This window comes from Histidinibacterium aquaticum, assembly GCF_008710275.1.
Lineage (GTDB): Bacteria > Pseudomonadota > Alphaproteobacteria > Rhodobacterales > Rhodobacteraceae > Oceanicola > Oceanicola aquaticus.
In genome coordinates, this window is the sequence record NZ_VYQE01000007.1 from 71,435 (window position 1) to 97,182 (window position 25,748).

Annotated in this window: 25 protein-coding genes and 1 other RNA gene; 14 read left to right on the plus strand and 12 right to left on the minus strand. The window is 69.1% G+C overall.

The window, feature by feature from the left end; genetic code table 11:
* On the minus strand, positions 1 to 945 hold the full coding sequence (gene hemC, locus F3S47_RS18255; RefSeq protein ID WP_150446753.1) for a hydroxymethylbilane synthase: 945 nt from the start codon (positions 943 to 945) through the stop codon (positions 1 to 3).
* A 91-nt stretch (positions 946 to 1,036) separates the two neighbouring features.
* Here hemC and hemE point away from each other — a divergent pair, with 91 nt between their 5' ends.
* From hemE to F3S47_RS18270, 3 genes are read left to right on the plus strand one after another with little or no spacing between them, the layout of a single operon-like run.
* Positions 1,037 to 2,074, plus strand: coding sequence for a uroporphyrinogen decarboxylase (gene hemE / locus F3S47_RS18260; RefSeq protein ID WP_150446754.1), 1,038 nt, complete (start codon positions 1,037 to 1,039; stop codon positions 2,072 to 2,074).
* 15 nt (positions 2,075 to 2,089) lie between these two features.
* Entirely contained in the window at positions 2,090 to 3,064 is a 975-nt protein-coding gene (locus F3S47_RS18265; protein WP_150446755.1) for an amidoligase family protein, read from the plus strand.
* Positions 3,061 to 3,807: a gamma-glutamyl-gamma-aminobutyrate hydrolase family protein gene (locus F3S47_RS18270; protein WP_150446756.1), complete on the plus strand. Its 747-nt coding sequence runs from the start codon at positions 3,061 to 3,063 to the stop codon at positions 3,805 to 3,807. Before F3S47_RS18265 ends, F3S47_RS18270 begins: the two co-directional genes overlap by 4 nt.
* A gap of 164 nt (positions 3,808 to 3,971) precedes the next feature.
* Here the strand turns inward: F3S47_RS18270 and hemF are convergent, their stop codons facing one another.
* Positions 3,972 to 4,853 (minus strand): oxygen-dependent coproporphyrinogen oxidase, encoded by an 882-nt coding sequence (gene hemF / locus F3S47_RS18275; RefSeq protein ID WP_150446821.1) that lies wholly within the window; start codon positions 4,851 to 4,853, stop codon positions 3,972 to 3,974.
* Between the two features lie 95 nt (positions 4,854 to 4,948).
* Here hemF and F3S47_RS18280 point away from each other — a divergent pair, with 95 nt between their 5' ends.
* A complete protein-coding gene (locus tag F3S47_RS18280; RefSeq protein WP_150446757.1) occupies positions 4,949 to 5,341 on the plus strand; it encodes a hypothetical protein in 393 nt (130 codons plus the stop codon).
* A 41-nt stretch (positions 5,342 to 5,382) separates the two neighbouring features.
* On the opposite strand, the gene F3S47_RS18285 is transcribed toward F3S47_RS18280, so the two are convergent.
* From F3S47_RS18285 to clpS, 3 genes are read right to left on the minus strand one after another with little or no spacing between them, the layout of a single operon-like run.
* The gene (locus tag F3S47_RS18285; RefSeq protein WP_150446758.1) at positions 5,383 to 6,186 is read right to left on the minus strand and encodes an SDR family NAD(P)-dependent oxidoreductase; all 804 of its coding nucleotides are present in this window, start codon (positions 6,184 to 6,186) and stop codon (positions 5,383 to 5,385) included.
* Between the two features lie 23 nt (positions 6,187 to 6,209).
* Entirely contained in the window at positions 6,210 to 7,172 is a 963-nt protein-coding gene (locus F3S47_RS18290; RefSeq protein ID WP_150446759.1) for a class I SAM-dependent methyltransferase, read from the minus strand.
* A 19-nt stretch (positions 7,173 to 7,191) separates the two neighbouring features.
* Positions 7,192 to 7,533 carry an ATP-dependent Clp protease adapter ClpS gene (clpS, locus tag F3S47_RS18295; RefSeq protein WP_150446760.1) on the minus strand — a complete coding sequence of 114 codons (342 nt, stop codon included), beginning with the start codon at positions 7,531 to 7,533 and terminating at the stop codon, positions 7,192 to 7,194.
* Between the two features lie 99 nt (positions 7,534 to 7,632).
* On the opposite strand from clpS, the gene F3S47_RS18300 reads away from it, so the two are divergent.
* Together F3S47_RS18300 and F3S47_RS18305 are read left to right on the plus strand one after the other, a co-directional pair.
* Entirely contained in the window at positions 7,633 to 8,316 is a 684-nt protein-coding gene (locus F3S47_RS18300) for an HAD family hydrolase (protein WP_150446761.1), read from the plus strand.
* 226 nt (positions 8,317 to 8,542) lie between these two features.
* Positions 8,543 to 9,952: a D-alanyl-D-alanine carboxypeptidase family protein gene (locus F3S47_RS18305; RefSeq protein ID WP_150446762.1), complete on the plus strand. Its 1,410-nt coding sequence runs from the start codon at positions 8,543 to 8,545 to the stop codon at positions 9,950 to 9,952.
* A 127-nt stretch (positions 9,953 to 10,079) separates the two neighbouring features.
* Here F3S47_RS18305 and F3S47_RS18310 read toward each other — a convergent pair whose 3' ends face one another.
* From F3S47_RS18310 to F3S47_RS18330, 5 genes are all read right to left on the minus strand, one after another.
* Positions 10,080 to 11,684 carry an ABC transporter ATP-binding protein gene (locus tag F3S47_RS18310; RefSeq protein ID WP_150446763.1) on the minus strand — a complete coding sequence of 535 codons (1,605 nt, stop codon included), beginning with the start codon at positions 11,682 to 11,684 and terminating at the stop codon, positions 10,080 to 10,082.
* Positions 11,681 to 12,925 carry an ABC transporter permease gene (locus F3S47_RS18315; RefSeq protein WP_150446764.1) on the minus strand — a complete coding sequence of 415 codons (1,245 nt, stop codon included), beginning with the start codon at positions 12,923 to 12,925 and terminating at the stop codon, positions 11,681 to 11,683. Before F3S47_RS18315 ends, F3S47_RS18310 begins: the two co-directional genes overlap by 4 nt.
* A 3-nt stretch (positions 12,926 to 12,928) precedes the next feature.
* The gene (locus F3S47_RS18320; RefSeq protein ID WP_150446765.1) at positions 12,929 to 14,002 is read right to left on the minus strand and encodes a microcin C ABC transporter permease YejB; all 1,074 of its coding nucleotides are present in this window, start codon (positions 14,000 to 14,002) and stop codon (positions 12,929 to 12,931) included.
* Positions 14,003 to 14,028: 26 nt separating this feature from the next.
* The gene (locus F3S47_RS18325) at positions 14,029 to 15,948 is read right to left on the minus strand and encodes an extracellular solute-binding protein (RefSeq protein WP_150446766.1); all 1,920 of its coding nucleotides are present in this window, start codon (positions 15,946 to 15,948) and stop codon (positions 14,029 to 14,031) included.
* Positions 15,949 to 16,169: 221 nt separating this feature from the next.
* On the minus strand, positions 16,170 to 16,691 hold the full coding sequence (locus F3S47_RS18330; protein WP_150446767.1) for a c-type cytochrome: 522 nt from the start codon (positions 16,689 to 16,691) through the stop codon (positions 16,170 to 16,172).
* Between the two features lie 116 nt (positions 16,692 to 16,807).
* On the opposite strand from F3S47_RS18330, the gene F3S47_RS18335 reads away from it, so the two are divergent.
* Entirely contained in the window at positions 16,808 to 17,665 is an 858-nt protein-coding gene (locus F3S47_RS18335; protein WP_150446768.1) for a prephenate dehydratase, read from the plus strand.
* A 4-nt stretch (positions 17,666 to 17,669) separates the two neighbouring features.
* On the opposite strand, the gene F3S47_RS18340 is transcribed toward F3S47_RS18335, so the two are convergent.
* On the minus strand, positions 17,670 to 18,137 hold the full coding sequence (locus tag F3S47_RS18340; protein ID WP_150446769.1) for an SRPBCC family protein: 468 nt from the start codon (positions 18,135 to 18,137) through the stop codon (positions 17,670 to 17,672).
* 39 nt (positions 18,138 to 18,176) lie between these two features.
* Complete coding sequence (nudC, locus tag F3S47_RS18345) at positions 18,177 to 19,142, minus strand: NAD(+) diphosphatase (protein WP_150446770.1); 966 nt, start codon at positions 19,140 to 19,142, stop codon at positions 18,177 to 18,179.
* Positions 19,143 to 19,228: 86 nt separating this feature from the next.
* Here nudC and ffs point away from each other — a divergent pair.
* The 7 genes from ffs to F3S47_RS18380 all read left to right on the plus strand — a co-directional run bounded on the left by ffs (position 19,229) and on the right by F3S47_RS18380 (position 25,744).
* Positions 19,229 to 19,326, plus strand: an RNA gene (ffs, locus tag F3S47_RS18350) — signal recognition particle sRNA small type.
* A gap of 125 nt (positions 19,327 to 19,451) precedes the next feature.
* Positions 19,452 to 20,489, plus strand: a complete 1,038-nt coding sequence (gene rsgA / locus F3S47_RS18355) for a ribosome small subunit-dependent GTPase A (protein WP_150446771.1) — start codon at positions 19,452 to 19,454, stop codon at positions 20,487 to 20,489.
* Positions 20,490 to 20,557: 68 nt separating this feature from the next.
* Positions 20,558 to 20,920, plus strand: a complete 363-nt coding sequence (locus F3S47_RS18360; protein WP_150446772.1) for a YidH family protein — start codon at positions 20,558 to 20,560, stop codon at positions 20,918 to 20,920.
* Between the two features lie 336 nt (positions 20,921 to 21,256).
* The gene (locus F3S47_RS18365) at positions 21,257 to 23,002 is read left to right on the plus strand and encodes a DNA polymerase III subunit gamma/tau (protein WP_150446773.1); all 1,746 of its coding nucleotides are present in this window, start codon (positions 21,257 to 21,259) and stop codon (positions 23,000 to 23,002) included.
* An 88-nt stretch (positions 23,003 to 23,090) separates the two neighbouring features.
* Positions 23,091 to 23,435, plus strand: a complete 345-nt coding sequence (locus F3S47_RS18370; RefSeq protein WP_150446774.1) for a YbaB/EbfC family nucleoid-associated protein — start codon at positions 23,091 to 23,093, stop codon at positions 23,433 to 23,435.
* 25 nt (positions 23,436 to 23,460) lie between these two features.
* Positions 23,461 to 24,057, plus strand: coding sequence for a recombination mediator RecR (gene recR, locus F3S47_RS18375; RefSeq protein WP_150446775.1), 597 nt, complete (start codon positions 23,461 to 23,463; stop codon positions 24,055 to 24,057).
* Positions 24,058 to 24,271: 214 nt separating this feature from the next.
* On the plus strand, positions 24,272 to 25,744 hold the full coding sequence (locus F3S47_RS18380; RefSeq protein WP_150446776.1) for a DUF2252 domain-containing protein: 1,473 nt from the start codon (positions 24,272 to 24,274) through the stop codon (positions 25,742 to 25,744).
* Positions 25,745 to 25,748: the final 4 nt, after the last annotated feature.

The window sequence follows — 25,748 nt, forward strand, 5'->3', positions numbered from 1 at the left end:
TCAGGCGATCGAGAAGAACCCCTCGCCCGCGCGCGCCCGAAGACCCTCCCCCAGGCTCTGACCCAGCGCCGCGCCGTCCTCGACCGGCGCCTCGCCGCTGTCGGAGATGCACTCGCTGCCGTCGGGCCTCAGGATTTCGCCCCTGAGCCGCAGCGTCCCGCCGGAAACCTCCGCGAGTCCGCCGATGGGCGTCTCGCAGGAGCCGTCGAGTGCGGCGAGAAAGGCGCGCTCCGCCGCAAGCAGATCGGCGGTCGGCCCATCGTGGATCGCCTCGAGCAGCTGCGCCGCCCGGGTGTCCTCCAGCCGCCGCTCGATGCCGATGGCGCCCTGAGCGATGGCGGGCAGCATGTCCTCCGAGGGCACCGGGCCCCGGGCGACATGGAGCATGTCGAGCCGGTTCAGACCGGCCATGGCGAGGAAGGTCGCCTCGGCGACACCGTCCTCGAGCTTCTTCATCCGGGTCTGCACGTTGCCACGGAACTCCACCACCTGCAGATCGGGCCGCCGCTGCAGGAGCTGCGCCCGGCGCCGCAGCGATGAGGTGCCGACCACGGCTCCCTCGGGCAGCGCGGCCAAGCTCTCGTGCGCGAGCGACACGAAGGCGTCGCGCGGATCCTCTCGCGGCAGGTAGCAGTCGAGCACCAGGCCCGGCGGCTGCTCGGTAGGCATGTCCTTCATGGAGTGCACGGCGATGTCGATCTCGCCGTCGAGCATCGCCGCCTCGATCTCGCGCGTGAAGAGCCCCTTGCCGCCGATCTCCTTCAGCGGCCGGTCGATGATCCGGTCGCCGGTGGTCTTGATGACCACGATGGAAAAGGCCTCGAACGGCAGGTCGAAGGCGCGGGCCAGCCGGTCGCGGGTCTCGTTCGCCTGGGCCAGCGCCAGCGGAGAGCCGCGGGTGCCGATCTTCAGGGGCGCATCGGGGGAGGGAAGGTCAAGCGTCATGACCCCGCTCTAGCCCTGTCAACCAGACCTGACAATCCTTGACCCGTCCGGGTGCCCGTGGGACCAGAAAGAACCGAGAAAAGGAGCCCCGATGACAAAGACCCTGCTGCGCGCGCTCGCCGGAGAGACGCTGCCCACCCCGCCGGTCTGGATGATGCGGCAGGCGGGCCGCTACCTGCCGGAATACCGGGCCACGCGCGAGAAGGCCGGGGACTTCCTGTCGCTCTGCTACACGCCCGACCTCGCCGCCGAGGTCACGCTGCAGCCGATCCGCCGCTACGGCTTCGACGGGGCGATCCTCTTCGCCGACATCCTGCTGCTGCCGCAGGCGCTCGGCGCCGACCTGTGGTTCGTGAAGGGCGAGGGTCCGCGGCTCTCGACGATCACCACCGACGACGAGATGCGCGGGCTGAAGCGCGCGGACGAGGTGCACGAGACGCTCTCCCCGGTCTACGAGACGGTCTCGATCCTGGCGCGGGAGCTGCCATCCGAGACCACGCTGATCGGTTTCGCCGGCGCGCCCTGGACCGTCGCCACCTACATGATCGCCGGCCGGGGCACGCCCGACCAGGGACCGGCCCATGCGCTCAAGGCAGAGAACCGGCCGCTCTTCGAGGCGCTCATCGACCGGCTGACCGAGGGGACGATCGAGTATCTCTCGCGTCAGGTCGAGGCCGGGGCCGAATGCGTGAAGCTCTTCGACAGCTGGGCCGGCTCGCTCACCGGCGACGACTTCCTGCGCTACGCGGTGGAGCCTGCGCGCACCATCACCGCCGCGCTCAAGGCCCGTCACCCGGGCCTGCCGGTCATCGCCTTCCCGCGCGGCGCGGGCGAGCGCTACGCCGGGCTCCATGCCGCCATCGGCGCCGACTGCATCGCCCTCGACGACGGGGTCACGGCGGAATGGGCGGCGGAGCACGTCCAGCCCGCGGGCTGCGTCCAGGGCAACCTCGCCTCCTCGCACATGGTCACCGGCGGCGACGCGCTGGTCGAGGAGACCCGCCGCATCGTGCGCGCGCTTTCCGGCGGCCCGCATGTCTTCAACCTCGGCCACGGCATCACGCCGGACGCCGACCCGGAGAACGTGCGTCTGATGATCGAGACGGTGCGCGGAACCGTCCCGGCCTAGGGCGGTTTCCCCGCCATGCCGGGCCAGCCCAAGACAGAGCGCCGCCGCTTCGCAGACCTGCCGCGGCCCTTGGCCCCCTCGGGCCGGCCCCGCCGCACGGGTGTGGAGATCGAGTTCGCCGGCCTGACCGAGCGCCAGACGGCGGAACTGCTTCACCAGACCTTCGGCGGTCGCATCGAGGAGACCGGCGCCCACGAGCTCCGTCTCGAAGAGACCACACTCGGCAAGCTCAAGGTCTATCTCGACACCGCCTTCCGCGACCGCACCGGCCCGCTCGCCGAACGGGGTCTCGACCTCGCGCGGTCCGTGGTGCCGATCGAGATCGTCACCGACCCGCTCCCGCGCGAGACACTGCCCGAACTCGACCGGATGCGGGAGCTGCTGCGGGAGGCCGGCGCGCAGGGCTCCCACGGCGGGATCTTCTTCGGCTTCGGCCTGCACCTAAACCCCGAGATCGCGGGCGCCGGGATCGGCGACATCCTTCCCGTCCTCACCGCCTACGCCCTGCTCGAGGACTGGTTGCGCTACGCGGACCCGATGGACGGCAGCCGCCGTCTCCTGCCCTTCTCGGACCCCTACCCCCGCGCCTTCGTCGATGCGCTGGCCGCGGCCGAGGGCTGGAGCATGGACGACCTGATCGACGCCTATCTCCACCACACGCCCACCCGGAACCGCGGGCTCGACGTGCTGCCCGTCCTGGCCAGGATCGACGAGGCCCGGGTCTCCCGCGCGCTGGACGGCCTCGGCCCGGTCTCCCCGCGCCCGGCCTGGCACTACCGGTTGCCCGACTGCCGCCTGGGCGAGCCCGACTGGACCATCGCCTACGAATGGAACCGCTGGGTCACCGTGGAGCGGCTGGCGGACCGCCCCACCCTCCTCGACCGCCTCAAGCGCCGCTGGCGCGAGCACCGCTCCGCCCTGATGACCACGCGCGGCGGCTGGCTCAAGGAGACCTCGCGGTTCGTCGCCGAGGAAGGCCTTCAGCCATGAGCCGCCGCCCCCTGATCGCCGTCACCACCTCCCGCCGCTCGGGCTGGCGCATCTTCCCCCTGGTCGCGCTGAACATCCGGATCGCCGGTGGCCGCGCCGTCCGCTGGGGCGCGGGACGTCCCTCGGATCTCTCCGCGGTGGACGGTCTCATCGTCGGCGGCGGCGACGACATCTCGCCGGTTCTCTACGGCGGCGACCTCGTGACCTCCGCCCGGCTCGACCCGGACCGCGACGCGCTCGAACACCGGCTCGTCTGCGGCGCGCTGGACCGCAACCTGCCGCTGCTGGGCATCTGCCGGGGCTCGCAGATGCTCAACGTGGCCCTGGGCGGGACTCTCGACCAGGACGCCTACGCCACCTTCGAACGGTCCGAGAAGGTCTACACGATCCTGCCGAAGAAGACGGTCCGGGTCTGCGACGACACCCGCCTCTCCGCCATCGCGGGACGGTCCGACATGCGGGTCAACGCGCTTCACTCGCAGGCCGTCGACCGCCTGGGCACAGGACTGCGCGTCGCGGCCCGGGACACCGGCGGCATGATCCAGGGCGTGGAGCGCATCCGGGATCCCTTCGCCCTCGGCGTGCAGTGGCACCCCGAGCACCTCTTCTATGCCCGGCGCCAGCGCGCGATCTTCCGCGCGCTCGTCACCGCCGCCCGCGCCTATGCCGAGGACCGAAACCAGACCCGCGACGTGGACGCCGACCTCGGCCCCGAGCCCGACCCCTCCGGCAAGGTCTTCTGACCCCTCTTCTGGGCGAAAATATTCCTCGGGGGTGAATTGCGCCGCCAGGCGCAAGAGGGGGCAGACAGCCCCCTCACACCGTCACCACGGGCTCATCGCCCGACACGCCGGGAGCCTGCGGGACGGCGGGCGGGGCGTCGCCGCAGGCGAGCGCCGTCCCGCCGTCAGACCCACTTGGCGAGCGGCGGCAGGCTCATCAGCACGGCGTCGGGATCGTGGCCGGTGGCCAGGCCGAACTTGGTGCCCCGGTCGTAGACGAGGTTGTACTCGGCGTAGAGCCCCCGGTGCACCAGCTGGATCTCGCGGTCCTCCTCGGACCAGGGCGTTTCCCGCCGCCGCTCGACCAGCGGCAGGTAGGCGGGCAGGAAGGCGCGGCCGATATCGCGCGTCAGCGTGAAATCCGCCTCCCAGTCGCCGGTACAGTGGTCGTCCATGAAGATGCCGCCCACGCCCCGGGCGCGCTTGCGGTGCGGGATGTAGAAATACTCGTCGGCCCATTCCTTCAGCCGCGGGTAGTGCCCGTCGCCGTGCGGGTCGAGCCAGGCCTTCTGGGTCTCGTGGAAATGCGCCGTGTCCTCGGCGTACTCGATGCAGGGATTGAGGTCCGAGCCGCCGCCGAACCACCAGGCCCCCGGGGTCCAGAACATCCGGGTGTTCATATGGACGGCGGGCGCGTGCGGATTCTGCATGTGCGCCACCAGGCTGATGCCCGAGGCCCAGAACCGCGGGTCCTCCGCCATCCCCGGCACCCCGCGCGCGGCCATGGACTTTTGCGCCGCCTCCCCCAGCCGGCCGTAGACCTCGGAGACGTTGACGCCGACCTTCTCGAAGACGCGGCCCCCGCGCATGACGCTCATCAGGCCGCCGCCCGCGTCCGATCCGTCGTCGCTCGTACGGCTCGTCTCGGTCACCTCGAATCGGCCCGCGGGCCGCTCCGAGCCCGGTCCCTCGGCCTGGCTGTCTTCCAGCCCTTCGAAGGCCGCGACGATCTCGTCGCGCAGGGTGCGGAACCAGCCCGCGGCCCGGGCCTTCTCCGATTGCATCATCTCCCGCGCGTCATCGGCCATCCCCGTACCCCCGGTTATTGACTATCAGCCCCCTCTATCACCCTGTCGCGGAACAACGAAAGAGGATCACGACCATGCCGACTGCCCGGCTTCTACTGCTTCTTCCCCTCGCGCTCGCCGCCTGCAGCACGCCGCGCGAGCAATGCCTCTCCCGCGCGAACGGCAACCTGCGGACGCTCGAGGCGCTGGCGGACGAGACCCGCGCCACGCTCGCGCGCGGCTACGCCGTGGAGGACTACCAGGAGGTGCGCGAGGTTCGCCGCCGCTGCGAGATCACCCTGGCCGACGGCAGCGAGGAGACGATCCCCTGCGACCGCACGGTCGTCCGCGACCGCAGCCGTCCCGTGGCGGTCGATCTGTCGGCCGAACGCCAGAAGCTGGCCCAGCTGGAGCGCCGCATCGCCGCCGCGCGCGAGCAGGCTGCCGCCAACCGCCAGGCCTGCATCGCGGCCTACCCGGCCACCTGAGAAGAAAGCCTCGTCTCCCGGTGACTTGCGCCGGGCGGCGCCTAGTGGGCCGGCGCCGTCACCGGGTCGATCAGCGTCCGGCCCCCGTCCACCGTGATGATCTGGCCGGTCACGAAGGAGGCCGCGTCGGAGGCGAGGTACTGGACGGCGTCCGACACCTCGGAGGGGCCCGCGATGCGATTGAGCGGCGTGTGGTCCACGATCTCTTCGCGGAAGTCCTCGTTCTCCTTCAGGGCCCCCTTGAGCGAGGCGGACATCACCGATCCGAAGGCCACCGCGTTGACCCGGATGCGCTTCGGCGCCAGCGCCACCGCCATCGACCGCGTCATCTGGTCGAGCGCCGCGGTCGAGACGGAATAGGCCATGAGCTCCGGGTGCGTGCGCCGCGCCGCGATCGAGGACAGATTGATGATCGCCCCCGCCGGCCCCTCGTCGTCGGGATCGGACTGCTTGATCATCCGCTTGGCGGTCGCCTGGCTCAGCCGGAGGGCGGTCATCAGGTTCTGCTGCAGCAAGTCCATGACCGCGTCGTTCTCGGCGTCGAGCGGGTCGGCTGGCACCATCTGGCGCGAGCCGTTGACCAGGATGTCGATCCGCTCGAAGGCGTCCACCGTGGCGGAGAGCAGGTTCTTGATGGTCAGCCGCTCGCGAAGGTCGCCCGCGAAGATGCGGCAGGCCTCGTCCTTTTCGGCGCGCTCGCCCATCTCGGCCTCGAGCTGCGCCTCGTCCATGTCGGCGAAGACGACATTGGCCCCCTCGCGCAGGAAGTGGCGGCCGATGGCCAGGCCGACACCGTTCGCGGCGCCGGTGACGATGGCGGTCTTGCCGGCAATCGAGAAACTCATGGGACGGGCTCCCTCATGGGCGGTCAGCGGCGCGGACGCGCCGCCTCGAAGATCTTGTAGCGCGGATCCCCGGCGATTTCCTCCACCCGGGCGAAGCGCTCGCGAAGGGCGGCCTCATAGGGCAGATGCCTGTTCGCGACAAGCCAGAGCCGTCCGCCCGGCTCCAGCACGGCGGCGGCCTGCGCGATGAAGGCGCGGCCCAGTGCCGGATCGGCGCTGCGGCTTTCGTGGAAGGGCGGATTGCAGATCACGCCGCCCAGCCACTCTTCCGGCCGCCAATCCGTCGCGTCGGCCCATTGGAAACGGGCGCGTGTATCCGTGACGTTGAGGCGCGCACAGTCCAGCGCCAGCGCCTCGGCCTCCACGAGGTCGATGCGCTCGACACCTTCCCGCTCCAGCGCCGCGCGGGAGAGATAGCCCCACCCTGCGCCGAGGTCGGCGAGCCGCTTGGGCAGTTTCGCCGGCAGCGCCCCGGCCAGCAGCCGCGACCCCGGGTCGATCCCGTCGGCCGAGAAGACTCCCGCCGTGGTGACGAAGCCCTCCGGCCCCGGCCCGGCCTCGGGCGCGCGCCAGTCGGTGAGCGCATCGGTCCGGGGAATCAGGAAGGCCCGCCCGTGGGCCATGGTCACCACCGGCAGATCGCCCAGCTCCCGCCGAGCGGCCTTCCAGAGCGAATCGACCCCCTCGGTGCGCTGGCCGTCCACCAGGACCGGCCCCCGCTCCGCCGCCCGGGCGATGAGATCGCGCGCCAGGGTCTTGGATCGCGGCACGACCACAACGGAGGACTCTGCCTCCGGCCAGTCGCGCGAGACGGGGTAGCCGCGCCCCTCCCAGGCTTCGAAGTCAGGTCGGAAGCCGGTCACGACGCGCGCCCGCTCGGGCCCGAGTGGCAGCAGGTAGTCCGCGGGCGGTCGCACCACGGCGACCGGTCCCTCCGGCAGGTCGAGCGACCCATCGAGGGCCGCGGCAAGGCGGGAGCGTGTCATCGGCGGCGCACGGCGGCGCCTATTCCTTTTCCATGGTGCACTGCAGAGGATGCTGGTGCCGCTGGGCGAAATCCATCACCTGGGCGACCTTGGTCTCCGCGATCTCGAAGGAGAAGACGCCGACCACGGCGACGCCCTTCTTGTGGACCGTCAGCATCAGCTCGAAGGCCTGGGCATGGGACATCCCGAAGAACCGCTCGAGCACATGGACGACGAATTCCATCGGCGTGTAGTCGTCGTTGAGGATGAGAACCTTGTAGAGCGGCGGGCGCTTCGTCTTCGGGCGCGTGTCGAGCTTCACGCCGATATCGCTGTCGCCGTCGCCCTCCTTGTCCGCCATCATGTAGACGTCTGCCGCCATGGCCCCGCTCTCATTGTCCCGGTGGTGTCGTTGCGCTGCTTCGGCCCCGTAATATAAGCGACCCATTCCTCAAGAAAAGCCCAACGGAGGCGGGAATTCATGGCGCGCGACTGGATCATCGGCTTCGACGCCGACGACACGCTCTGGCACAACGAGCGGGTCTTCCGCATGACGCAGGAACACGTCGCCGCCCTGCTGTCCGGGCACACCGGGGCCGCCGACCTGGCGGAGCGCCTGCTCGCCGCCGAGCGGCGCAACCTCGGCCACTACGGCTACGGGGTGAAGGGCTTCATGCTCTCGATGATCGAGACCGCCGTCGAGGTCACGGGAGAGCAGGTGCCGTCCTCGGTCATCTCCGAGATCCTCGCCGCCGGGCAGGAGATGCTCGCCCATCCCATCGACCTGCTGCCCCATGCGCGCGAGGCGGTCGAAGCCGCCGCCGAACGGGGCCGCGTGGTCCTGCTGACGAAGGGCGACCTGCTCGACCAGGAGCGCAAGCTGGCGCAGTCGGGCCTGGGCGATCTCTTTGACGACGTTCGCATCGTGTCGGAGAAAACCGCGCAGGTCTATGCCTCGGCCTTCGGCGAGGGGCCCGCTCTCATGGTCGGCAACTCCCTGAAATCCGACGTACTGCCCGCGATCGAGGCCGGCCACTACGGCGTTCACGTGCCGCACGACCTGACCTGGGCGCTGGAGCGCGCCGACGCCCCCGAAGACCACCCCCGCTTCCGCCGGATCGCGGACCTGGGCGCGCTTCCCGCGCTCATCGATGCCCTTTCCTAGCACACCGCCCCATGCCGGGAAATTCGCCGCAATCCCGCCACATTCGCCGATTTGGGGGGCGCTGGGAGCCACGGCCCCAAATCTGTGTTGCAAACATGAAGTCCCTGCCGCAACGCCGTGTATTTAAGGGCTTTTGGGAATGCGGGGGCCGTGCTAGCGTTTGACTAATAATTAACGGCGCACCCGGCGACAGATCGGGGCGCCTCGAGGCAGATTGAGGCAGGCGATGACCATTCGCAGGGGCCACCCCGCCCGAACGGGGCTCATTCTCTGTGTCGTGCTGGTACTTGCGGCGCTTGCGCCGCTCACCTCCCGCGCCGCCCCCTATGCGGCGATGGTGGTGGATGCCCGCTCCGGAGAAGTCTTCCACGCCGAGAACGCCGACACCCAGCTCCACCCGGCCTCTCTGACCAAGATGATGACCCTCTGGATCGCCTTCGAGGCGGTCGAGCGCGGCGAGATCGGGCTGGATGACGTCATCACCATCCCGCGCGAGGCGGCGGCCGAGCCGCCCTCCGAGCTCGGTCTGCAGACCGGCCAGCAGATCCGCTTCCGCTACCTGATCCGGGCGGCCGCCGTGAAATCGGCCAACGACGCGGCCACGGCCATCGCCTTCGCCGTCGCGGGGTCCGAGGAGGCCTTCGCCGCCCGCATGAACCGCACCGCCCGCGCGATGGGCATGACCAGCACCAACTTTAAGAACGCCCACGGCCTCACCGAGGTCGGACACATGTCCACCGCCCGCGACATGACGCTGCTGGGGCGGCACATGATCTATGACTGGCCGCAGTACTACAATCTCTTCTCCCGCCGCTCGACCGACGCCGGGCTGCGCACCGTCTCCAACACCAACCGCCGGTTCCTCGACGCCTATTCCGGGGCCGACGGCATCAAGACCGGCTACACCCGCGCCGCCGGCTCGAACCTCGTGGCCTCGGCCCAGCGCGGCACCGAGCGGATCGTCGTGACCGTTTTCGGCGCCCCCGGGTCGGCCGCGCGCAACCAGCGCGTCGCCGAGCTCATGGACCTCGGCTTCAGCCGCGCGCCCACGCAGGTGGCCCTGCGCCGTCCCGAGCGCCCGACTTACCTCGGGCCCGTCGCCGGCGCCCATACCGTCCGCGTGAGCGGCGCGGTGAGCAGCAGCCTGAGGCCCACGGCCCGGCCCCTGCGCGCGCTGCCGCCCGACGTGAACGCCGACCTCATCGCGGCCGCCGTGGAAGCCGCCGTTTCCGCGCCCTCGGCGGAAGAGGCCGTCTCCGCCGCGCTGGACCAGGCGAGCCAGGCCGCCCCCGCCAGCCTCACGATCGCGCCCCAGGCCCGGCCCGAGGATGTCGTGATGGCCGCCGCCGAGCCCACGCCCGAGCGCGAAGTGGTCGAACGGCTCTCGACCAGTTCCTCGCGGCACTGGGGCATCAACGTCGGCCGCTACAACAGCCGCTACCAGGCAGAGCGTGTCCTGCTGCGCGTGGCGCTCAACGAGATGTCGACCCTCGACGGCAGCCTGCGCCGCGTCGTGCAGAACCCCCGCGGCTTCGACGCCAACTTCATGGGCCTGACCCGGGAGACGGCCGACCTTGCCTGCCGGCGCCTGCAGGCCCGGGGCACGACCTGCTTCATGGTCCAGCCGCCGAGCTGACCACCCCAGGCTTCATCTAGCCAGAAATACCTCGAGACCGCGTAAACGCCCGTCCCGCCCTCCGCCCATCCGGGCACCCCGCGGGACGGCGGGCGGGGCGCCTTCCGCCGCAGGCGGAACAGCGCCGTCACGCCGTCTCGTCGAGCTCCATGAAGGCCGCCTGCATCAGCTGGTGGGTGTATTCGGTCCGGGGCCTGCGGAAGATCTCCTCGGCCGGGCCGGCCTCCACGACGTCGCCCTGCTTCATCACCATGACCTTGTGGCTCAGCGCCCGCACCACCTTCAGGTCGTGCGAGATGAAGATATAGGCCAGCCGGTACTTGCGCTGCAGCTCGCGCAGCAGGTCGACGATCTGCACCTGCACGGTCATGTCGAGCGCCGAGGTGGGCTCGTCCAGCACCAGAAGCTTCGGCCGCAGAATCATCGCGCGGGCGATGGCGATGCGCTGGCGCTGACCGCCGGAGAACTCGTGCGGGTAGCGGTCCATCATCGTCGGGTCGAGCCCGACTTCCGCCATGATCTCGGCCACCATGGTGCGCTTGTCGCCGCGCCCCTCGATCTTGTGGACCTCGAGTCCCTCCGAGATGATCTCGGCCACGGTCATCCGCGGGCTGAGAGACCCGAAGGGATCCTGGAAGACGATCTGCATGTCGCCTCGGAGCGGCCGGACCTGGCGCTGGCTCAGCCCCTGGATGTCGCGACCCTCGAAGCCGATGCGCCCCTCGGAGCCGATAAGCTTCATCACCGCGAGCGCGAGCGTCGTCTTGCCCGAGCCGCTCTCGCCGACGATGCCGACCGTCTCGCCCTCCCGGACCGAGAGCGTGGCGTCGTTCACCGCCTTGATGTGGCCCACGGTCCGCCGCAGCAGCCCGCGGTGGATCGGGAACCAAATCCTGAGGTGCTCGGTCTCGGCAACCGGCTGCGCATCCTCGGGCACGGGCGTCGGAAGTCCCGTGCTCTCCGCGGTCAGGAGCTTCAGGGTATAGGGGTGCTGGGGCCGCTCGAAGATCTCCTCGGTCGGGCCCTGCTCCACGATCTCGCCGTCCTTCATCACGCAGACGCGGTCCGCGATCTGCCGGACGATGGTCAGGTCGTGGGTGATGAAGAGCAGGCTCAGCCCGCTGTCCCGCTTCAGATCGGCCAGCAGGTCGAGGATCTGCGCCTGGATCGTCACGTCGAGCGCCGTGGTGGGCTCGTCGGCGATCAGCAGCTTCGGATCGTTGGCCAGCGCCATGGCGATCATCACGCGCTGCCGCTGCCCGCCCGAGAGCTGGTGAGGATAGGCCGTCAGCCGCTCCTCGGCATCGCGGATACCCACCTTTTCAAGCAGCTCCACGATCCGGCGCTTCACCGCCTCGCCGCGGAGGCCCTGGTGCAGCTCGATCGACTCGCGCAGCTGCTTCTCCAGCGTGTGCAGCGGGTTCAGCGAGGTCATCGGCTCCTGGAAGATGAAGCTGATGTCGTTGCCCCGGATCCGTCGCAGCTCGGCCTGCGGCGCCCCGATCATCTCGGTCTGCTCGTAGGTGATCGAGCCGGAGACCTTGGCCGCGTCGCCCAGCAGCTGGACCGTGGAGAGCGCGGTCACGGACTTTCCCGAGCCGGACTCGCCCACGAGCGCCACGGTCTCGCCGCGGCCCACGTCGAAGCTCACGCCCTTCACCGCGCGGGTGGAGACGCCGTCCTGGGAGAAGCGCACGCCCAGGCCGCGGACCTTCAGGATCGGATCGGTCATCGCATCCCCGGCGCATCTGAGGCGACAGCGGGGTCGCCGGTCACGTCATCCGCCGCGGGCTCGGCCTGCACCTCGCCCGAGAAGGTCTTGCGCGGGTCGAAGGCGTCCCGGATGCCCTCGAAGATGAAGACCAGCAGCGACAGCATGATCGCGAAGGTGAAGAAGGCGGTGAACCCCAGCCAGGGCGCCTGCAGGTTCTGCTTGGCCTGCAGCGTCATCTCGCCCAGCGAAGGCGCGGAAGACGGCAGGCCGAAGCCCAGGAAGTCGAGGCTGGCCAGCGTGGCGATCGAGCCGGTGATAAGGAACGGTAGCATAGTCACGGTCGCCACCATGGCATTGGGCAGCATGTGGCGGAACATGATGGTCACGTTGCTCACGCCCAGCGCCTTGGCCGCGCGGATGTACTCGAAGTTCCGCGCGCGCAGGAACTCCGCCCGGACCACGCCCACGAGCGCGGGCCATCCGAAGAGGACCGTCAGGAAGACCAGTAGCCAGAAACTTCGTCCCAGGATCGCGAAGACGATGATGATGACGTAGAGGCTCGGCGTCCCCGTCCAGATCTCGATGAAGCGCTGGAAGATGAGGTCTGTCCATCCGCCGAAATAGCCCTGCACCGCGCCCGCCACGATGCCGATGAGCGAGGAGGCCACCGTCACCACCAGCGCGAAGAGCACCGAGAGGCGAAAGCCGTAGATCACCCGGGCGACCACGTCGCGCTTGGTATCGTCGGTGCCCAGCCAGTTGTCGGAGGTCGGCGGCGAGGGGGCCACGCCCGGCACGTCGACGATTGTATCGTAGCTGTAGGGGATCAGCGGCCAGAGCACCCAGCCCCGGTCGAACTCCGGATCGTCGATCTCGCCCGCCTTGGCGGCGGCGATGGTCTCGTCCGGCGCGTCGAAGCACATGTCGGCCAGGCCGCCGGTGATGATCAGGCATTCGACCTCGACGTCCTTGTAGGCCGCCTCGGTGCGGAAATCGCCGCCGAAGTCCTGCTCGGAGTAGAACGAGAAGACCGGCATCCGCAAATCGCCCCGGTAGTTCACCAGGATCGGCTCGTCGTTGGCGATGAACTCGGCGATCAGCGACAGCCCGAAGAGGATCGAGAAGATCCACAGCGACCAGAGCGCGCGACGATTGCGGCGGAAGTTGCGCCAGCGCCGTTGGTTGAGCGGCGACAGGAACGGCCGCCGCTGCTTGAGCGCGGCCGTCTGCTGGAAGGCGGGTTCGGTCTGGTTCGACATGGCCTATCCCCTCGCCTCGAAGTCGATGCGCGGGTCGATCATCACGTAGGTCAGGTCGGTCAGGATGCCGACGATCAGCCCGATCAGCGAGAAGGTGAAGAGCGTGCCGAAGACCACCGGGTAGTCCCGCGCGACCGCGGCCTCGTACCCGAGCCGGCCCAGTCCGTCGAGCGAGAAGAGAGTCTCGATGATCAGCGAGCCGCCGAAGAAGACCCCGATGAAGAGCGCCGGGAAACCGGAGATGACGATCAGCATCGCGTTCCGGAAGACGTGGCCGTACAGCACCTTGCGCTCGGCCAGCCCCTTGGCGCGGGCGGTCATCACGTACTGCTTCTTGATCTCGTCGAGGAAGCTGTTCTTGGTCAGCAGCGTCAATGTGGCGAAGGCCGAGATTGTCGAGGCCAGCACCGGCAGCGCGATGTGCCAGAGGTAGTCGAGCACCTTGCCGATGAGGCTCATGCTCTCCCAGTCGTCGGAGACGAGCCCCCGCAGCGGGAACAGCCGGAAGTAGGACCCGCCTGCAAAGAGCACGATCAGCAGGATCGCGAAGAGGAAGCCGGGGATCGCGTAGCCCACGATGATCGCGCCCGAGGTCCATGTGTCGAACGGCGTGCCGTCGCGCGTGGCCTTCTTGATGCCAAGCGGGATCGAGACGAGGTAGGCGATCAGCGTCGACCAGAGCCCCAGCGTGATCGACACCGGCATCTTCTCCAGCACGAGGTCGATGACCGAAATGTTTCGGAAGTAGCTCTCGCCGAAGTCGAAGCGGATGTAGTTCCACATCATGTTGAGGAAGCGCTCGAGCGGAGGCTTGTCGAAGCCGAACTCCCGCTCGAGGTCCGCGATGAAGTCCGCCGGCAGGCCCTGCGCGCCGATGTAGTCGCTTTCGCCCGCGGCGAGGGTCTCCGACCCGCCGCCCGAGAAGCTCTCGAACACGTCGCCGCCGCCTTCCATGCGGGCGATGATCTGCTCGATCGGGCCGCCGGGCACGAACTGCGTGAGGGTGAAATTGATGATCATGATCCCGAGCAGCGTCGGGATCACGAGCAACAAGCGTCGAAGGATATAGGCGCCCAAGACGGTGCCCCTTCCGTCCTAACGGTTTACTGGAATGCGCCCGCCTGCCGCAGCTCTTCGGCGCGGTCTGCGTTGTACCACCAGAAATCCAGATGGCCCAATGACAAGGGCGGGATGTCCTGCGGATGCTCGAACATGTCGTAGTAGGCCACCCAATGCTGGTTGTTGTACCACTGCGGCACGTCGAAGCCGATGGAGCGCAGCACCCGGTCGAGCGCCTGCGTCGCGGCCTCGAGCTCGGGCAGCGTTTCCGCCTGCACGATGTTCGGGATCAGGCGGTCAACTGCCTCGTTCCGCAGGCGCATGAGGTTGCGCGAGCTGTCGTCGGCGGTCTTGGAGGCGTACCACTGCTCGAGCCCGGTTCCCGGCTCGAAGCCCATGTCGAAGCCGTGGTTGGTGAGGTCGAAGTCGCCCGAGCGGCGGCGCTCGACGTACTGGGCGAAGTCGACCCGTTCCAGCACGCCGCGGACGCCGAGGCGCTCGAGGTTCTCGATGTAGGGGTTCACGATCCGGTCGAACTGGGGCGAGACCTGAAGGATCACGACCTCCAGAACCTCGCCGTCCCTCTCGTAGTAGCCGCTGTCGCCGATCTCGTAACCTGCCTCCTGGAGCAGCGCGGCCGCCTCGCGCAGGGTGCGGCGGGAGGGCGCGTTCTCCTCGGGGTCGTTGACCGGCGGGATCACGGCGGGCTCGGTCAGGATGCTCTCGTCAAGCAGACCCTCGTCGACCAGCGGCTGCAGGAGCTCGGTCTCGCGGTCGCCCGGAGGGCCCTCAGCCGCGAGGTTGGTACCGGACCAGAAGCTGACGGGACGCTCGTAGAGGCCGTAGAACAGCGTGCGGTTCGACCATTCGAAGTTGAACATCATCTCGATCGCGCGGCGGGTCGACTCGTCCTGCCACTTCTCGCGGTCGAGGTTGAAGACGAAGGCCTGACGCGTTCCGACGGTGCCGTCGGGCAGCTCCTCGGTCACCGCCCAGCCGTTGTCGAGCGCGGGGAAGTCGTAGCCCGTCGCCCACTGGCGCGAGGAATTCTCGACGCGGAAGGTGTATTCGCCCGCCTTGAAGGCCTCGAAGGCGGCAGAGCTGTCGGCGAAATACTCGACCCGGATGGTCTCGAAGTTGCCGCGGCCCTGGTTGAACGGGTGATCGAAGCCCCAGTAATCGGGGTTCGAGCGATAGACGATCTGGCGGTTGTAGTCGAAGCTGTCGAGCACGTACTGCCCGGTCGCCATGAAGGGCTCCTCGGTCGACTCGTCCAGCCGCACCTCGTTCTCCTCGAACCAGTCGGCGGAAAAGACCGGCGTGCCCCCGGCGAACCCCATGCGGTCGCGGCGCGGCGACTCGGGGTTGAAGTTGAAGCGGACGCGATGGTCGTCCAGCACTTCTACGCTGTCGACGAAGCCCTGCGCCACGTTGCGGTACTCGGCGATGCCCTGCTCGATGAAGATGTCGTAGGAAAAGGCCACGTCCTCGGCCGTCATCGGCTCGCCGTTGGCGAAGGTGACGTCGTCGCGGAGGTTGAAGATCACGTAGGAGAGGTCCTCGGGATACTCCAGCGTCGTGCAGAGGTAGCAGTAGAGCCCATAGGGATCGTCGGCCGTCGAGATCAGGATCGATTCAGACCCGATCGTCGAGAGGGCGGCCGAGACGCCCTGCCGGGCATAGTTGTTGAAGCTGTCGAAAGTGCCCTGCGACCAGACCGCGATCTCTCCGCCGAAGGGTGCCTCGGGGTTCACGTAGTCCAGGTGCTCCATGTCGGCGGGATACTTCAGCTCGCCGAAGTTGGTGTAGCCGTGGCTCTCGGTGAGCGCGTCGCCCTCCTGCCCCCGGGCCTGTGCGGCTGCGAAGGCAAGAAGCAGCACGGATCCGGCCAGCGCGATCCGGGGTCCGGCGGACGCCGGTTCGGCAGCGCGGGCGCGGGAACTCACGGGCGGGCGTCGGGTCATGTCACTCTCCTGTCGCGGCGGACCGATCGGCGGGGCGTGGCAGCCCTCAGGTCGTCAAACTGTAGCTAAATTTGCGTCCGTCGAACATTCAAGGCGCGAATTCGTCAGAGGCCCGTGAACAGCCGCGTCCCGCCGGATCGGTGCGCGCGTGCCGCAAATCCGGGCCGCGCAACGAAAAAGGCCGCCCAGCGGGCGGCCCTGTCCGATAGCGTGACCGACGATCACCCGCCGATGGAGTCGAGGTAGGCGATCAGGTTCGCACGATCCTCGATGCGGCGCATGCCGGCGTAGCCCATGGCGGTGCCGGGTGCCCAGCCCGAGGGATCCTCGAGGAAGTGGTTGAGATTCTCCGGCGTCCAGACGTCGGCCTGCTCGACCAGCGCGCCGGAGTAGTTGAAGCCCTCGACGCTGGCCACGTCGCGGCCAACGACACCGTAGAGGTAGGGGCCGGTGCCGTTCACGCCCTCTTCCAGCGCGTGGCAGGCCCGGCAGTTGCGCCACAGTTCCTCGCCCGCGGCGGCATCTGCGCTCGCGAAGACCTCTTCGAAGGCGGGGCCTTCGTCCTCTGCAGCGCCTTCTTCGCCGGTGCTCTCCTCCTCGACCTCGATGACGTAGGCCTGCTCGCCCTCGCCGTGGCCGCCGGAGTGATAGATGGCCTCGGCCGCCCATCCGCCGAGCAGGAAGACCAGCAACGTCCCGCAGAAACCGCCGAGTACCTTGGTGAGGGTCATTGTGTCGAACATGTCGCGTTCCGTCCCGATCTCGTGTTGGCGGCCATGTATCCGCTTGGGAGCGATAGTTTCAAGATGTAGCACCGCGACGAAATGCCCGTTTTTGCGCTCCGGGGGGAAGCGGCTGAATGAAAGGGAAGATCGCCTTCCAAGGCGAAGCCGGCGCCTACGGGCATCAGGCCTGCGTGGAAGCGCGGCCCGACCTGGAGCCTATGCCATGCCCAACCTTCGAACATGCGATCGAGGCGGTCCGTAAGGGCGACGCCGAGCTCGGCATGATCGCGGTGGAGAATTCGACCTATGGCCGGGTCGCCGACGTCCACCACCTGCTGCCCGAGAGCGGACTGCACATCGTGGCCGAGCATTTCCTGCGGGTGCACATCAACCTGCTGGCGCCTCCGGGGGCGCGGCTCTCCGGCATCCGTCGCGTCCGCTCGATGTCGATCCTGCTCGGCCAGGCTCGCGGGTTCATCCGCGAGCACGACCTCGAGACGATGGACTGGACCGACAACGCCCGCGCCGCGCGGGACGTGGCGGAGCTGGGCGATCTCTCAGAGGGGGCCCTCGCCTCGGAACTCGCCGCGGAGGCCTACGGCCTGCAGGTCCTCGCCCGGCGGATCGAGGATCACGACCGCAACACCACCCGCTTCGTGCTCATGGCGCGCGAGCCCGACTTCAACCGGCGCGGACCGGGCGGGATGATCACCAGCTTCATCTTCCGCGTCCGCAACATTCCCGCAGCGCTCTACAAGGCGATGGGCGGTTTCGCGACGAACGGCGTGAACATGACCAAGCTCGAGAGCTACATGGTCGACGGCAACTTCTCCGCGACCCAGTTCTACGCCGAGATCGAGGGCCACCCCGACGACCGTTCGGTCCAGCTCGCGCTGGAGGAGCTCGACTACTTCACCGACAAGCTGAAGCTGATGGGCGTCTTCCCGGCCGACCGCCGCCGCTACGAGACCCGGCGCAACAGCCAGGACTGAGACGTCAGGCCCGCAGGCGTTCCCGCCGCTCGATCTCGCTCGCCCAATCCGCGACCCGCGCCTTGAACCGGCGGTCGAGGTTCGACTTGGCCAATTTCAGCGACTGGATCATCAGCCGGGCCGAGAGCGTGCCGGGCTTCAGCGTCACTGCCACGGAAACCCGCGTGCGGCCCGGCGAGAGCTGAACCAGGTCGATCGTCGTCAGGCCCTCGATACCCCCGGAGGTAAAGGACACGACGAGGCCGCTCGGCGGCTCGAAGTCCGTCATCGTGGCCAGAACCTCGCGCCGCTTGCCGCGAAAGACGAACTTCACGGTCCAGCGCGTTCCAGCGCCGGGGCCCCCCGGCGGGTCCTCGCGCTGCACCTGGGCGCCGCGCCGGAGCGCGGCCCGCTCGAACCCTTCGAAATCCATGACGGCGGCGAAGACCGTCTCGATCGGCGCCTCGATGTCTTCGCGGTCGGAAAACTTCATCTGCTCACTGTCCTTCCGCCCCCGGGGCGAAGTCTTAGGTCAAACCAGACGGTCCGCAAGCCAGTTGCGGAGCAGGAAATGCGCGATCGCCCCCGGCCGCGCGGGCCGAATCTCGGGATCGCCGCCCGCCATGGCTTGCATGACCCGCTCCCGCGAGACCCATTGCGCCGCTTCCAGTTCCACAGGGTCGAGCGTGATCTCGGTGCTCAGCGCCTCGCCCCGGCACCCGAGCATGAGCGAGGCCGGAAAGGGCCAGGGCTGGCTGGAGAGGTAAGACACCGCGCCGACCCGGACCCCTGATTCCTCGAGCACCTCGCGGCGCACGGCGGCCTCGATGGTCTCGCCTGGCTCGACGAACCCCGCGAGCAGCGAATACATGCCCTCAGGCCAATGCGGCGCGCGTCCGAGAAGCACGGAATTCCCGTGGGTGATCAGCATGATGACCACCGGATCGGTGCGCGGGAAATGGTGCTGCCCGCAGGCCGGGCACACGCGCTGCCATCCGGCCTGGCGCATCTCGCTCGCGGCGCCGCAACGGGCGCAGAATCCGTGGCTCGCGTGCCAGCCGAAGATCGCCTTGGCCGTCGCCCCGAGCTCGGCCTCACGCGGCGTGAGCGCGGTCATCACGGCGCGCAGCTCGACGAAGCGGAGGCTGTCGTCCAGAGCGGGATGGCGCTGCTCGGTCAGGTCGAGGAAGCGTCCGAGCTCTTCCTCGTCCAGCGCCTCGGGCTCCCACCCGCTGATATCGCAGGCGAAAAGCGGTCCGTCCTCCAGCTGTCCGAGATAGACCGGCGCGGTTTCCGCCTGTGCCATGACAGGATGTCCGAGAGGCAGCCGCGCGAGAGCGAGGGCCTCCTCGCCCGTCATCAGGACCTTTCCCCGCCACAGCAGCAGCGTCCGGGCCCGGCTGTCCGCGAGCAGGCGCTCCTGCGCCGCCTCGCCTCGCTCATGCGCCGCGCGGTCGAGCCCGCCGCCGCCGAATGTCACCGTCTCAGCCAGTCGCATGGCCTTGCCTCGCATGCTCCCCGGGGCAAGGCAATCCGCGTTCGTCGACGGTTGAAACCGGCGGTGCCGGCGGTTATATCCCGGATCGAGAGGTTGGCGCGGGCAAGCACCTCGCCAACCCGGTCAGGTCCGGAAGGAAGCAGCCGTAACGAGCCTCGCTTGGGTCGTTGTCAGCCTCTCACCTCACAACCTCGGACACGGGAGGGCCCTTGATGATTGTCGTCATGCACCTCCCGGGCGGAGCCTGATCCGTCCGGTTCGTCCGGCGCCGTTCGGTGCCAGCCTGAACCTCTCCGAGGACATTCCGACATGACACACCCGACCCTGGCCGACCTCGGCTGGCGCGAGGCCTTTGCCCGCCAGTGCGATCCGGCCGATCCTCCGCCGGCGCGGCTCGCCCGCGTGGACCGCGACCGCGTGACCGCGCTCACCCCCGACGGACCGCTGACCCTGACCTGCCCGCCGGGCCTCTCGACGAGAGAGCTCGCCGTGGGCGACTGGGTCCTGCACGACCCAGCGAGCCAGCGCATCGCCCACAGGCTCGAACCGCAGACCCGCATCCTGCGCCGGGCCGCCGGGCGCGAGGGCCGCGCGCAACTCATCGCCGCGAACGTGGATACGCTCGCGATCGTCAGCTCCTGCAACGCCGACTTCAACGAGGCGCGGCTGGAACGCTACCTCGCCGTGGCCGCAGCCGCCGACTGCCTGCCGCTGATCCTGCTCACCAAGGCCGATCTCGCCGAGGACCCCGCAGCCTACCGCCGCCGTGCCGCCCGGCTCTCGCCGCTCGCGGTGGTGGAGACGCTGGACGCCCGCGACCCCGGTGAGCTCGGACGGCTCGCCGGCTGGTGCGGGCCCGGGCAGACGCTGGCCCTGGTGGGGTCCTCGGGGACGGGCAAGACCACGATCACCAACGGCCTGACCGGCACCGAGGCGGAGACGCGCGGCATCCGCGAGGACGACGCCAAGGGCCGCCACACCACCACCGCGCGCCACCTGCTGCGGGCGCAGGCCGGCGGCTGGATCCTCGACACGCCGGGGATGCGCGAGCTGGGACTGGCCGAGGCCTCCGAGGGGATCGAAACGGTCTTCTCCGACCTCACCGAACTGGAGGCGCAGTGTCGCTTCTCGGACTGCCGGCACGAGACCGAGCCCGGTTGCGCCGTCCGCGCGGCGCTTGAGGAGGGCAGGCTCGACCCGGACCGGCTCGCCCGCTGGGAAAAGCTCCGGCGCGAGGAGCGGCACAACTCCGAAACGATTGCCGAGGCGCGCGCCCGCCACAAGGGGTTCGCCCGCGTGGTCAAGGCGGCCAAGGCCAGGGCGCGAAACAAGGGCGGGCTCGACTGAGCCCGCCCACCGGGGCACCCTGCCCGCGAAGCCCTTGCGAAACGGCGCCGCCTCTCTAGGCTGCAACGATGAGTCCGAAGGACGACATGGCACGGGACCGCACGGACTGGGCCGAGGATCGAACGATCCTCGCCAACGAACGGACCTTCGCCGGCTGGATGCGCACCGGCATGACCTCGCTCGTCGTCGCCCTCGGCTCCTCGGCCCTCTTCGCCGAGACCGAGCCGGCCTGGATCGCCAAGACCGTCGCCTCCGTCTTCGTGCTGGTGGCGATCACCGTCTTTGCGGCGGGCCTTATCGAATCGCGCCGCGCGCAGCTGCGGATCAAGTCGCATGTCACCGCGCCGCAACCGGCCAAGCGGCTCACCTTCGTCGCCGTGATCCTGACGCTCGGCGCCATGGGTATCGGCGTCATCATCTGGATGATCTGAGGACGCACCTGCGCCCCGGCTCGCCTGCCTTGGCGCCGGGGTCATGGCCTGTTCCTGCCGGAACCGCCTGTTCTTCAGGTCATCCGCCTCGCGGGGCGGGCCGTGGAGGGATGCCAAGCCCCCCAAGGTCACGTCGCGCTGGACCTGCGCCCCTGGGGCGCCGGCTGCCACGAGTTGCCATATGGCGCGAGGGCGTCACCCCTCGCGGAACGTTCGCGACACGGTCTAGCGCCCCTGGGTTAAGGACTCCCTGCCCCACCGTCCGGAGGGCACGCCTGCCGGTGGACCTCGGCGCGCCGGCCCCCTAGATTGGCCCGGTCCCTGACCGGAGCCCCCATGTCCGACGCCGCCGCCTACCAGGTGCTCGCCCGCAAGTACCGCCCCGAGACCTTTGCCGATCTCGTGGGCCAGGACGCCATGGTGCGGACCCTGAAGAATGCCTTTGCGGCGGGCCGTATCGCCTCGGCCTTCATCATGACCGGCATCCGCGGCACCGGAAAGACGACCACCGCCCGGATCATCGCCAAGGGTCTCAACTGCATCGGCCCCGACGGCCAGGGCGGACCGACGACCGATCCCTGCGGCGAATGCGAGCACTGCCGCGCGATCATGGAGGGCCGGCACGTCGACGTCATGGAGATGGACGCCGCCTCCCGCACCGGCGTCGGTGATATCCGCGAGATCATCGACAGCGTGCACTACCGGGCGGCCTCGGCCCGCTACAAGATCTACATCATCGACGAGGTCCACATGCTCTCGACGAGCGCGTTCAACGCGCTCCTCAAGACGCTGGAGGAACCGCCCGAGCACGTGAAGTTCATCTTCGCGACCACCGAGATCCGCAAGGTCCCGGTCACGGTCCTCTCGCGCTGCCAGCGCTTCGACCTGCGCCGGATCGAGCCCGAGGTGATGATCGCGCTCCTGCGCCGCATCGCCGACGCCGAGGGTGCCGAGATCACCGACGAGGCGCTCGCCCTGATCACCCGCGCCGCCGAGGGCTCGGCCCGCGACGCCGAGAGCCTGCTCGACCAGGCGATCTCGCACGGGGCGGGCGAGACCACCGCCGAGCAGGTCCGCGCGATGCTGGGCCTCGCCGATCGCGGCCGCGTCCTCGACCTCTTCGACATGATCCTGAAGGGCGACGCAGGCGGCGCCCTCTCCGAGCTCGCCGCGCAATACGCCGACGGCGCCGACCCGATGGCGGTGCTGCGCGACCTCGCCGAGATCTGCCACTGGGTCTCGATAATCAAGATCACGCCGGAGGCCGCCGAGGACCCGACCGTCTCGCCCGAGGAGCGAGACCGCGGCCGGCAGATGGCCGAGGCGCTGCCCATGCGCGTGCTCACTCGGCTCTGGCAGATGCTGCTCAAGGCACTGGAGGAGGTGGCCACCGCGCCCAACGGCATGATGGCCGCCGAGATGGCGGTGATCCGCCTCACCCATGTCGCCGACCTGCCGACCCCGGAGGAACTGGTGCGCAAGCTGGGCGACGGCCCGCCGCCGCCTCCCCCGCCGGGCCCCGGCGCCGCGCCGCCGCAGGCCGCCCCGGGCGCCGAGGCGCGCGGCCAGCCACAGCCCCGCCCCACGCATCCCGGGCCGTCCGGACCCACCTCGCACGGAACGCTCGCGGTCCGGGCCGAGAGCGCCCTCGCCCGCTACGCGCGCTTCGAGGACGTCGTCGAGCTGATCCGCCGCCACCGCGACGTGAAATTGCTGGTGGAGGTGGAAACCAATCTCCGCCTCGTCTCCTATGCCCCCGGCCGGATCGAGTTCGAGCCCACCGAGGACGCCGCGCCCGATCTCGCCTCCAAGCTGGGCTCGCGCCTTCAGGCCTGGACCGGCAACCGCTGGGCGGTCACCGTCAGCCAGGGTGGCGCGCCCACCATCGCCGAAGAGCGCGAGGCCGCCGAGCGCGCCCTGAAGTCCGAGGCCGAGACCCACCCGCTCGTGCAGGAGGTGCTGCGCGCCTTCCCCGGGGCCCGGATCACGGAGGTCCGCTCGCGCCAGGAGATCGCGCAGTCCGCCGAAGTCGAGGCCCTGCCGGAGGTCTCCGAGGAATGGGATCCCTTCGAGGAAGACTGAGGGGCATCGCGGGCGATAACCGGCCCCCGCCCCTTGCTGGCGGGACCGGGCGTTGCGATATCTGGGGAAACACGCAGGAGATCCGACGATGTTCAAGGGAATGGGCGGTCTTGGCGACATGGCCAAGATGATGAAATCCGCACAGGAAATGCAGACCAAGATGGCCGAGCTGCAGGAAGAGCTCGCCCGCATGGAGGTCACCGGCGAAAGCGGGGCGGGGCTGGTGAAGGCGACCTCGACCGTCCAGGGCGAGCTGACCGGGCTCGACATCGACCCCTCGATCTTCGACCCCAACGAGAAGGAGGTCGTCGAGGACCTGATCCTCGCCGCGATCAAGGACGCGCAATCCCGCGCGCAGGAAAAGATGCAGTCCGAGATGGGCAAGCTCACCGAGGGCATGGGTCTGCCCCCGGGCATGAAGCTGCCGTTCTGAGCGCGTGACCGCGGACGCGCGCCCCGTGGCTGACGCAGGGACAGAGATCGAGACGCTGATCGAGCTCATGGCCAAGCTGCCGGGGCTCGGCCCGCGCTCGGCCCGCCGGGCGGTGCTGCACCTCGTCAAGAAGCGCGGGGTGCTTCTGATGCCGCTGGCCGAGGCCATGGCCGAGGTCGGCCGGACGATCCGCGAATGCCTGAACTGCGGCAACCTGGCCACCGGCGACATCTGCCCGATCTGCGAGAGCGAGAAGCGCGCGAATGGCCAGATCTGCGTGGTCGAGGACGTGGCCGACCTCTGGGCTATGGAACGCGCGCAGGTCTTCACGGGCCGATACCACGTCCTGGGCGGCACGCTTTCGGCACTCGACGGCACGGGCCCCGAGGAGCTGCGCATCCCCCAACTCCGCGACCGGATCGCGGCCGAGGACGTCCGCGAGGTGATCCTCGCCCTGGGCGCCACGATCGACGGTCAGACCACCGCCCACTACATCGCCGACGAGCTCGGTGAGAGCGTCTCGGTGACCTCGCTCGCGCAGGGCGTGCCCGTGGGCGGCGAGCTCGATTACCTCGACGACGGCACCATCACCGCCGCCCTGAGCGCCCGCAAGGCGCTCTGATCCCCTTCATCTGGCAAGCAAATACCTCAGGGGGTGAATTGGCCGCGCCCGCGGCCAAGAGGGGGACGGCGTCCCCCGACCCGCCCGTCCGGCCGCGCAGCGGCGGGGCGGGCTTGCCCGGCGCCGCCCGCAGGGCGGCACCGCGCGGTCAGAGGAACGTCCGCGCCTCCCCTTGCGTTAGGGCCGATTGACCGATGACCAAGCGAGGGCTCCGATGACCCAGGGCAAGACGACGACGCGCAAGACCGACAACCGCAGCCGTGGCGGCCGCGCGAAGACAGAATCCGGCTCCTCGAAGAAGGAGGAAAGCCCCGAGATCAAGACGGTCCGCAAGGCCCAGGGCCGCGTCGAAGCCTTCCGCGAGCTCTCCACCCGCATCAGCGCCGGCGAGGCCGTCACGCTTCCCGTCCAGCTCACGGGCCAGGCGCGGCGCGAGCACGTCCGGTCCACCCTGCGCGAGGACCACGCCACACGGATCGAGGAGCAATCCTCGGGCGCGAAGGACAAGTTCGACGAGCTCTCGGGCAACTTCTTCAAGTTCTTCCGCGGCACTGCCCTGCTCTTCTACCGCGACATGGTGGGCCAGGATGCGAGCATGCCCACGGTCATGGCCCTTGGTGACGTGCATCCGACCAACTTCGGCGTGATGCCCGACAAGAACGGCGCGCCGATCTTCGGGGTCAACGACTTCGACGAAGTGGTCTACGCGCCCTTCACCTGGGACCTGAAGCGCGGCGCCACCGGCTTCTGGATCGCCGCCCGCGAGGAGGGCGAGTTGAGCCGCAAGAAGCGACGCAAGGTCGTGACCAAGTTCGTGCAGGGTTATCTCGCCGCGATGGAGAACTACGCCAAGAACGCCACCGAGAAGAACGACGCCTACCGGATGGACAATTCGCCCAAGGTCATCCGTCGGCTCTTCCAGGAGGCTTGGGAAGACCGCGAGGAGTGGCTCTGGGACGATTATCTCAAGCCCTCCGGCGAGGGCTTTCGTCCCAACGACGAACTGCAGCCTCTCTCGGATGAGATCGAGACCTTCCAGAAGGCGGTCAACACGCTCGCTCGGCGCAAGGGCTTCAGCAAGCCCGACCGCGCCGGCGAGCTCAGGGTCAAGGACGTCTGCGTGCGCCACGGACAGGGCACCGCGTCGCTCGGCCTGCCGCGCTACTATGTCCTGATCGAGGGGCCTTCGAAGAACGCTACCGACGACATCATCATCGAGTTCAAGCGCGCCCGCCGCTCGGCCTTGGAGGGGCTCACGCCGCCGACCGAGTTCACCGCCGGAGACAAGGCCGACCGGATCGTGCACGGTCAGCGGGTGCAACTGGCCCACGGCGACATCTTCTACGGTGCCGTCGAGATCGACGGCGACAGCTTCATGAGCCGGGAGCGCGCCCCCTTCCGGGACGACATCGACCTCGACGACCTGAGCTATTCCACCTGGAAGGACTACGCCGAGGTCTGCGGCGCGGCCCTGGCGCAGTCGCACGCGCTGTCCGACGACCTGGGCAAGATCGACTACGACCTCGAACCCTCGATCGTCGAGGCGGCGCGTCCGCGCAAGCTTTTCGTGAATGACATCATGCGCTTCGCTGAAGAGGCGGCCGACCGGCTGAAGGCCGACCACAAACTCTTCTGCGAGGACCATGCCGACGGGGCCTTCGACACCATCGACAAGGTCTACAGGTAGGCGG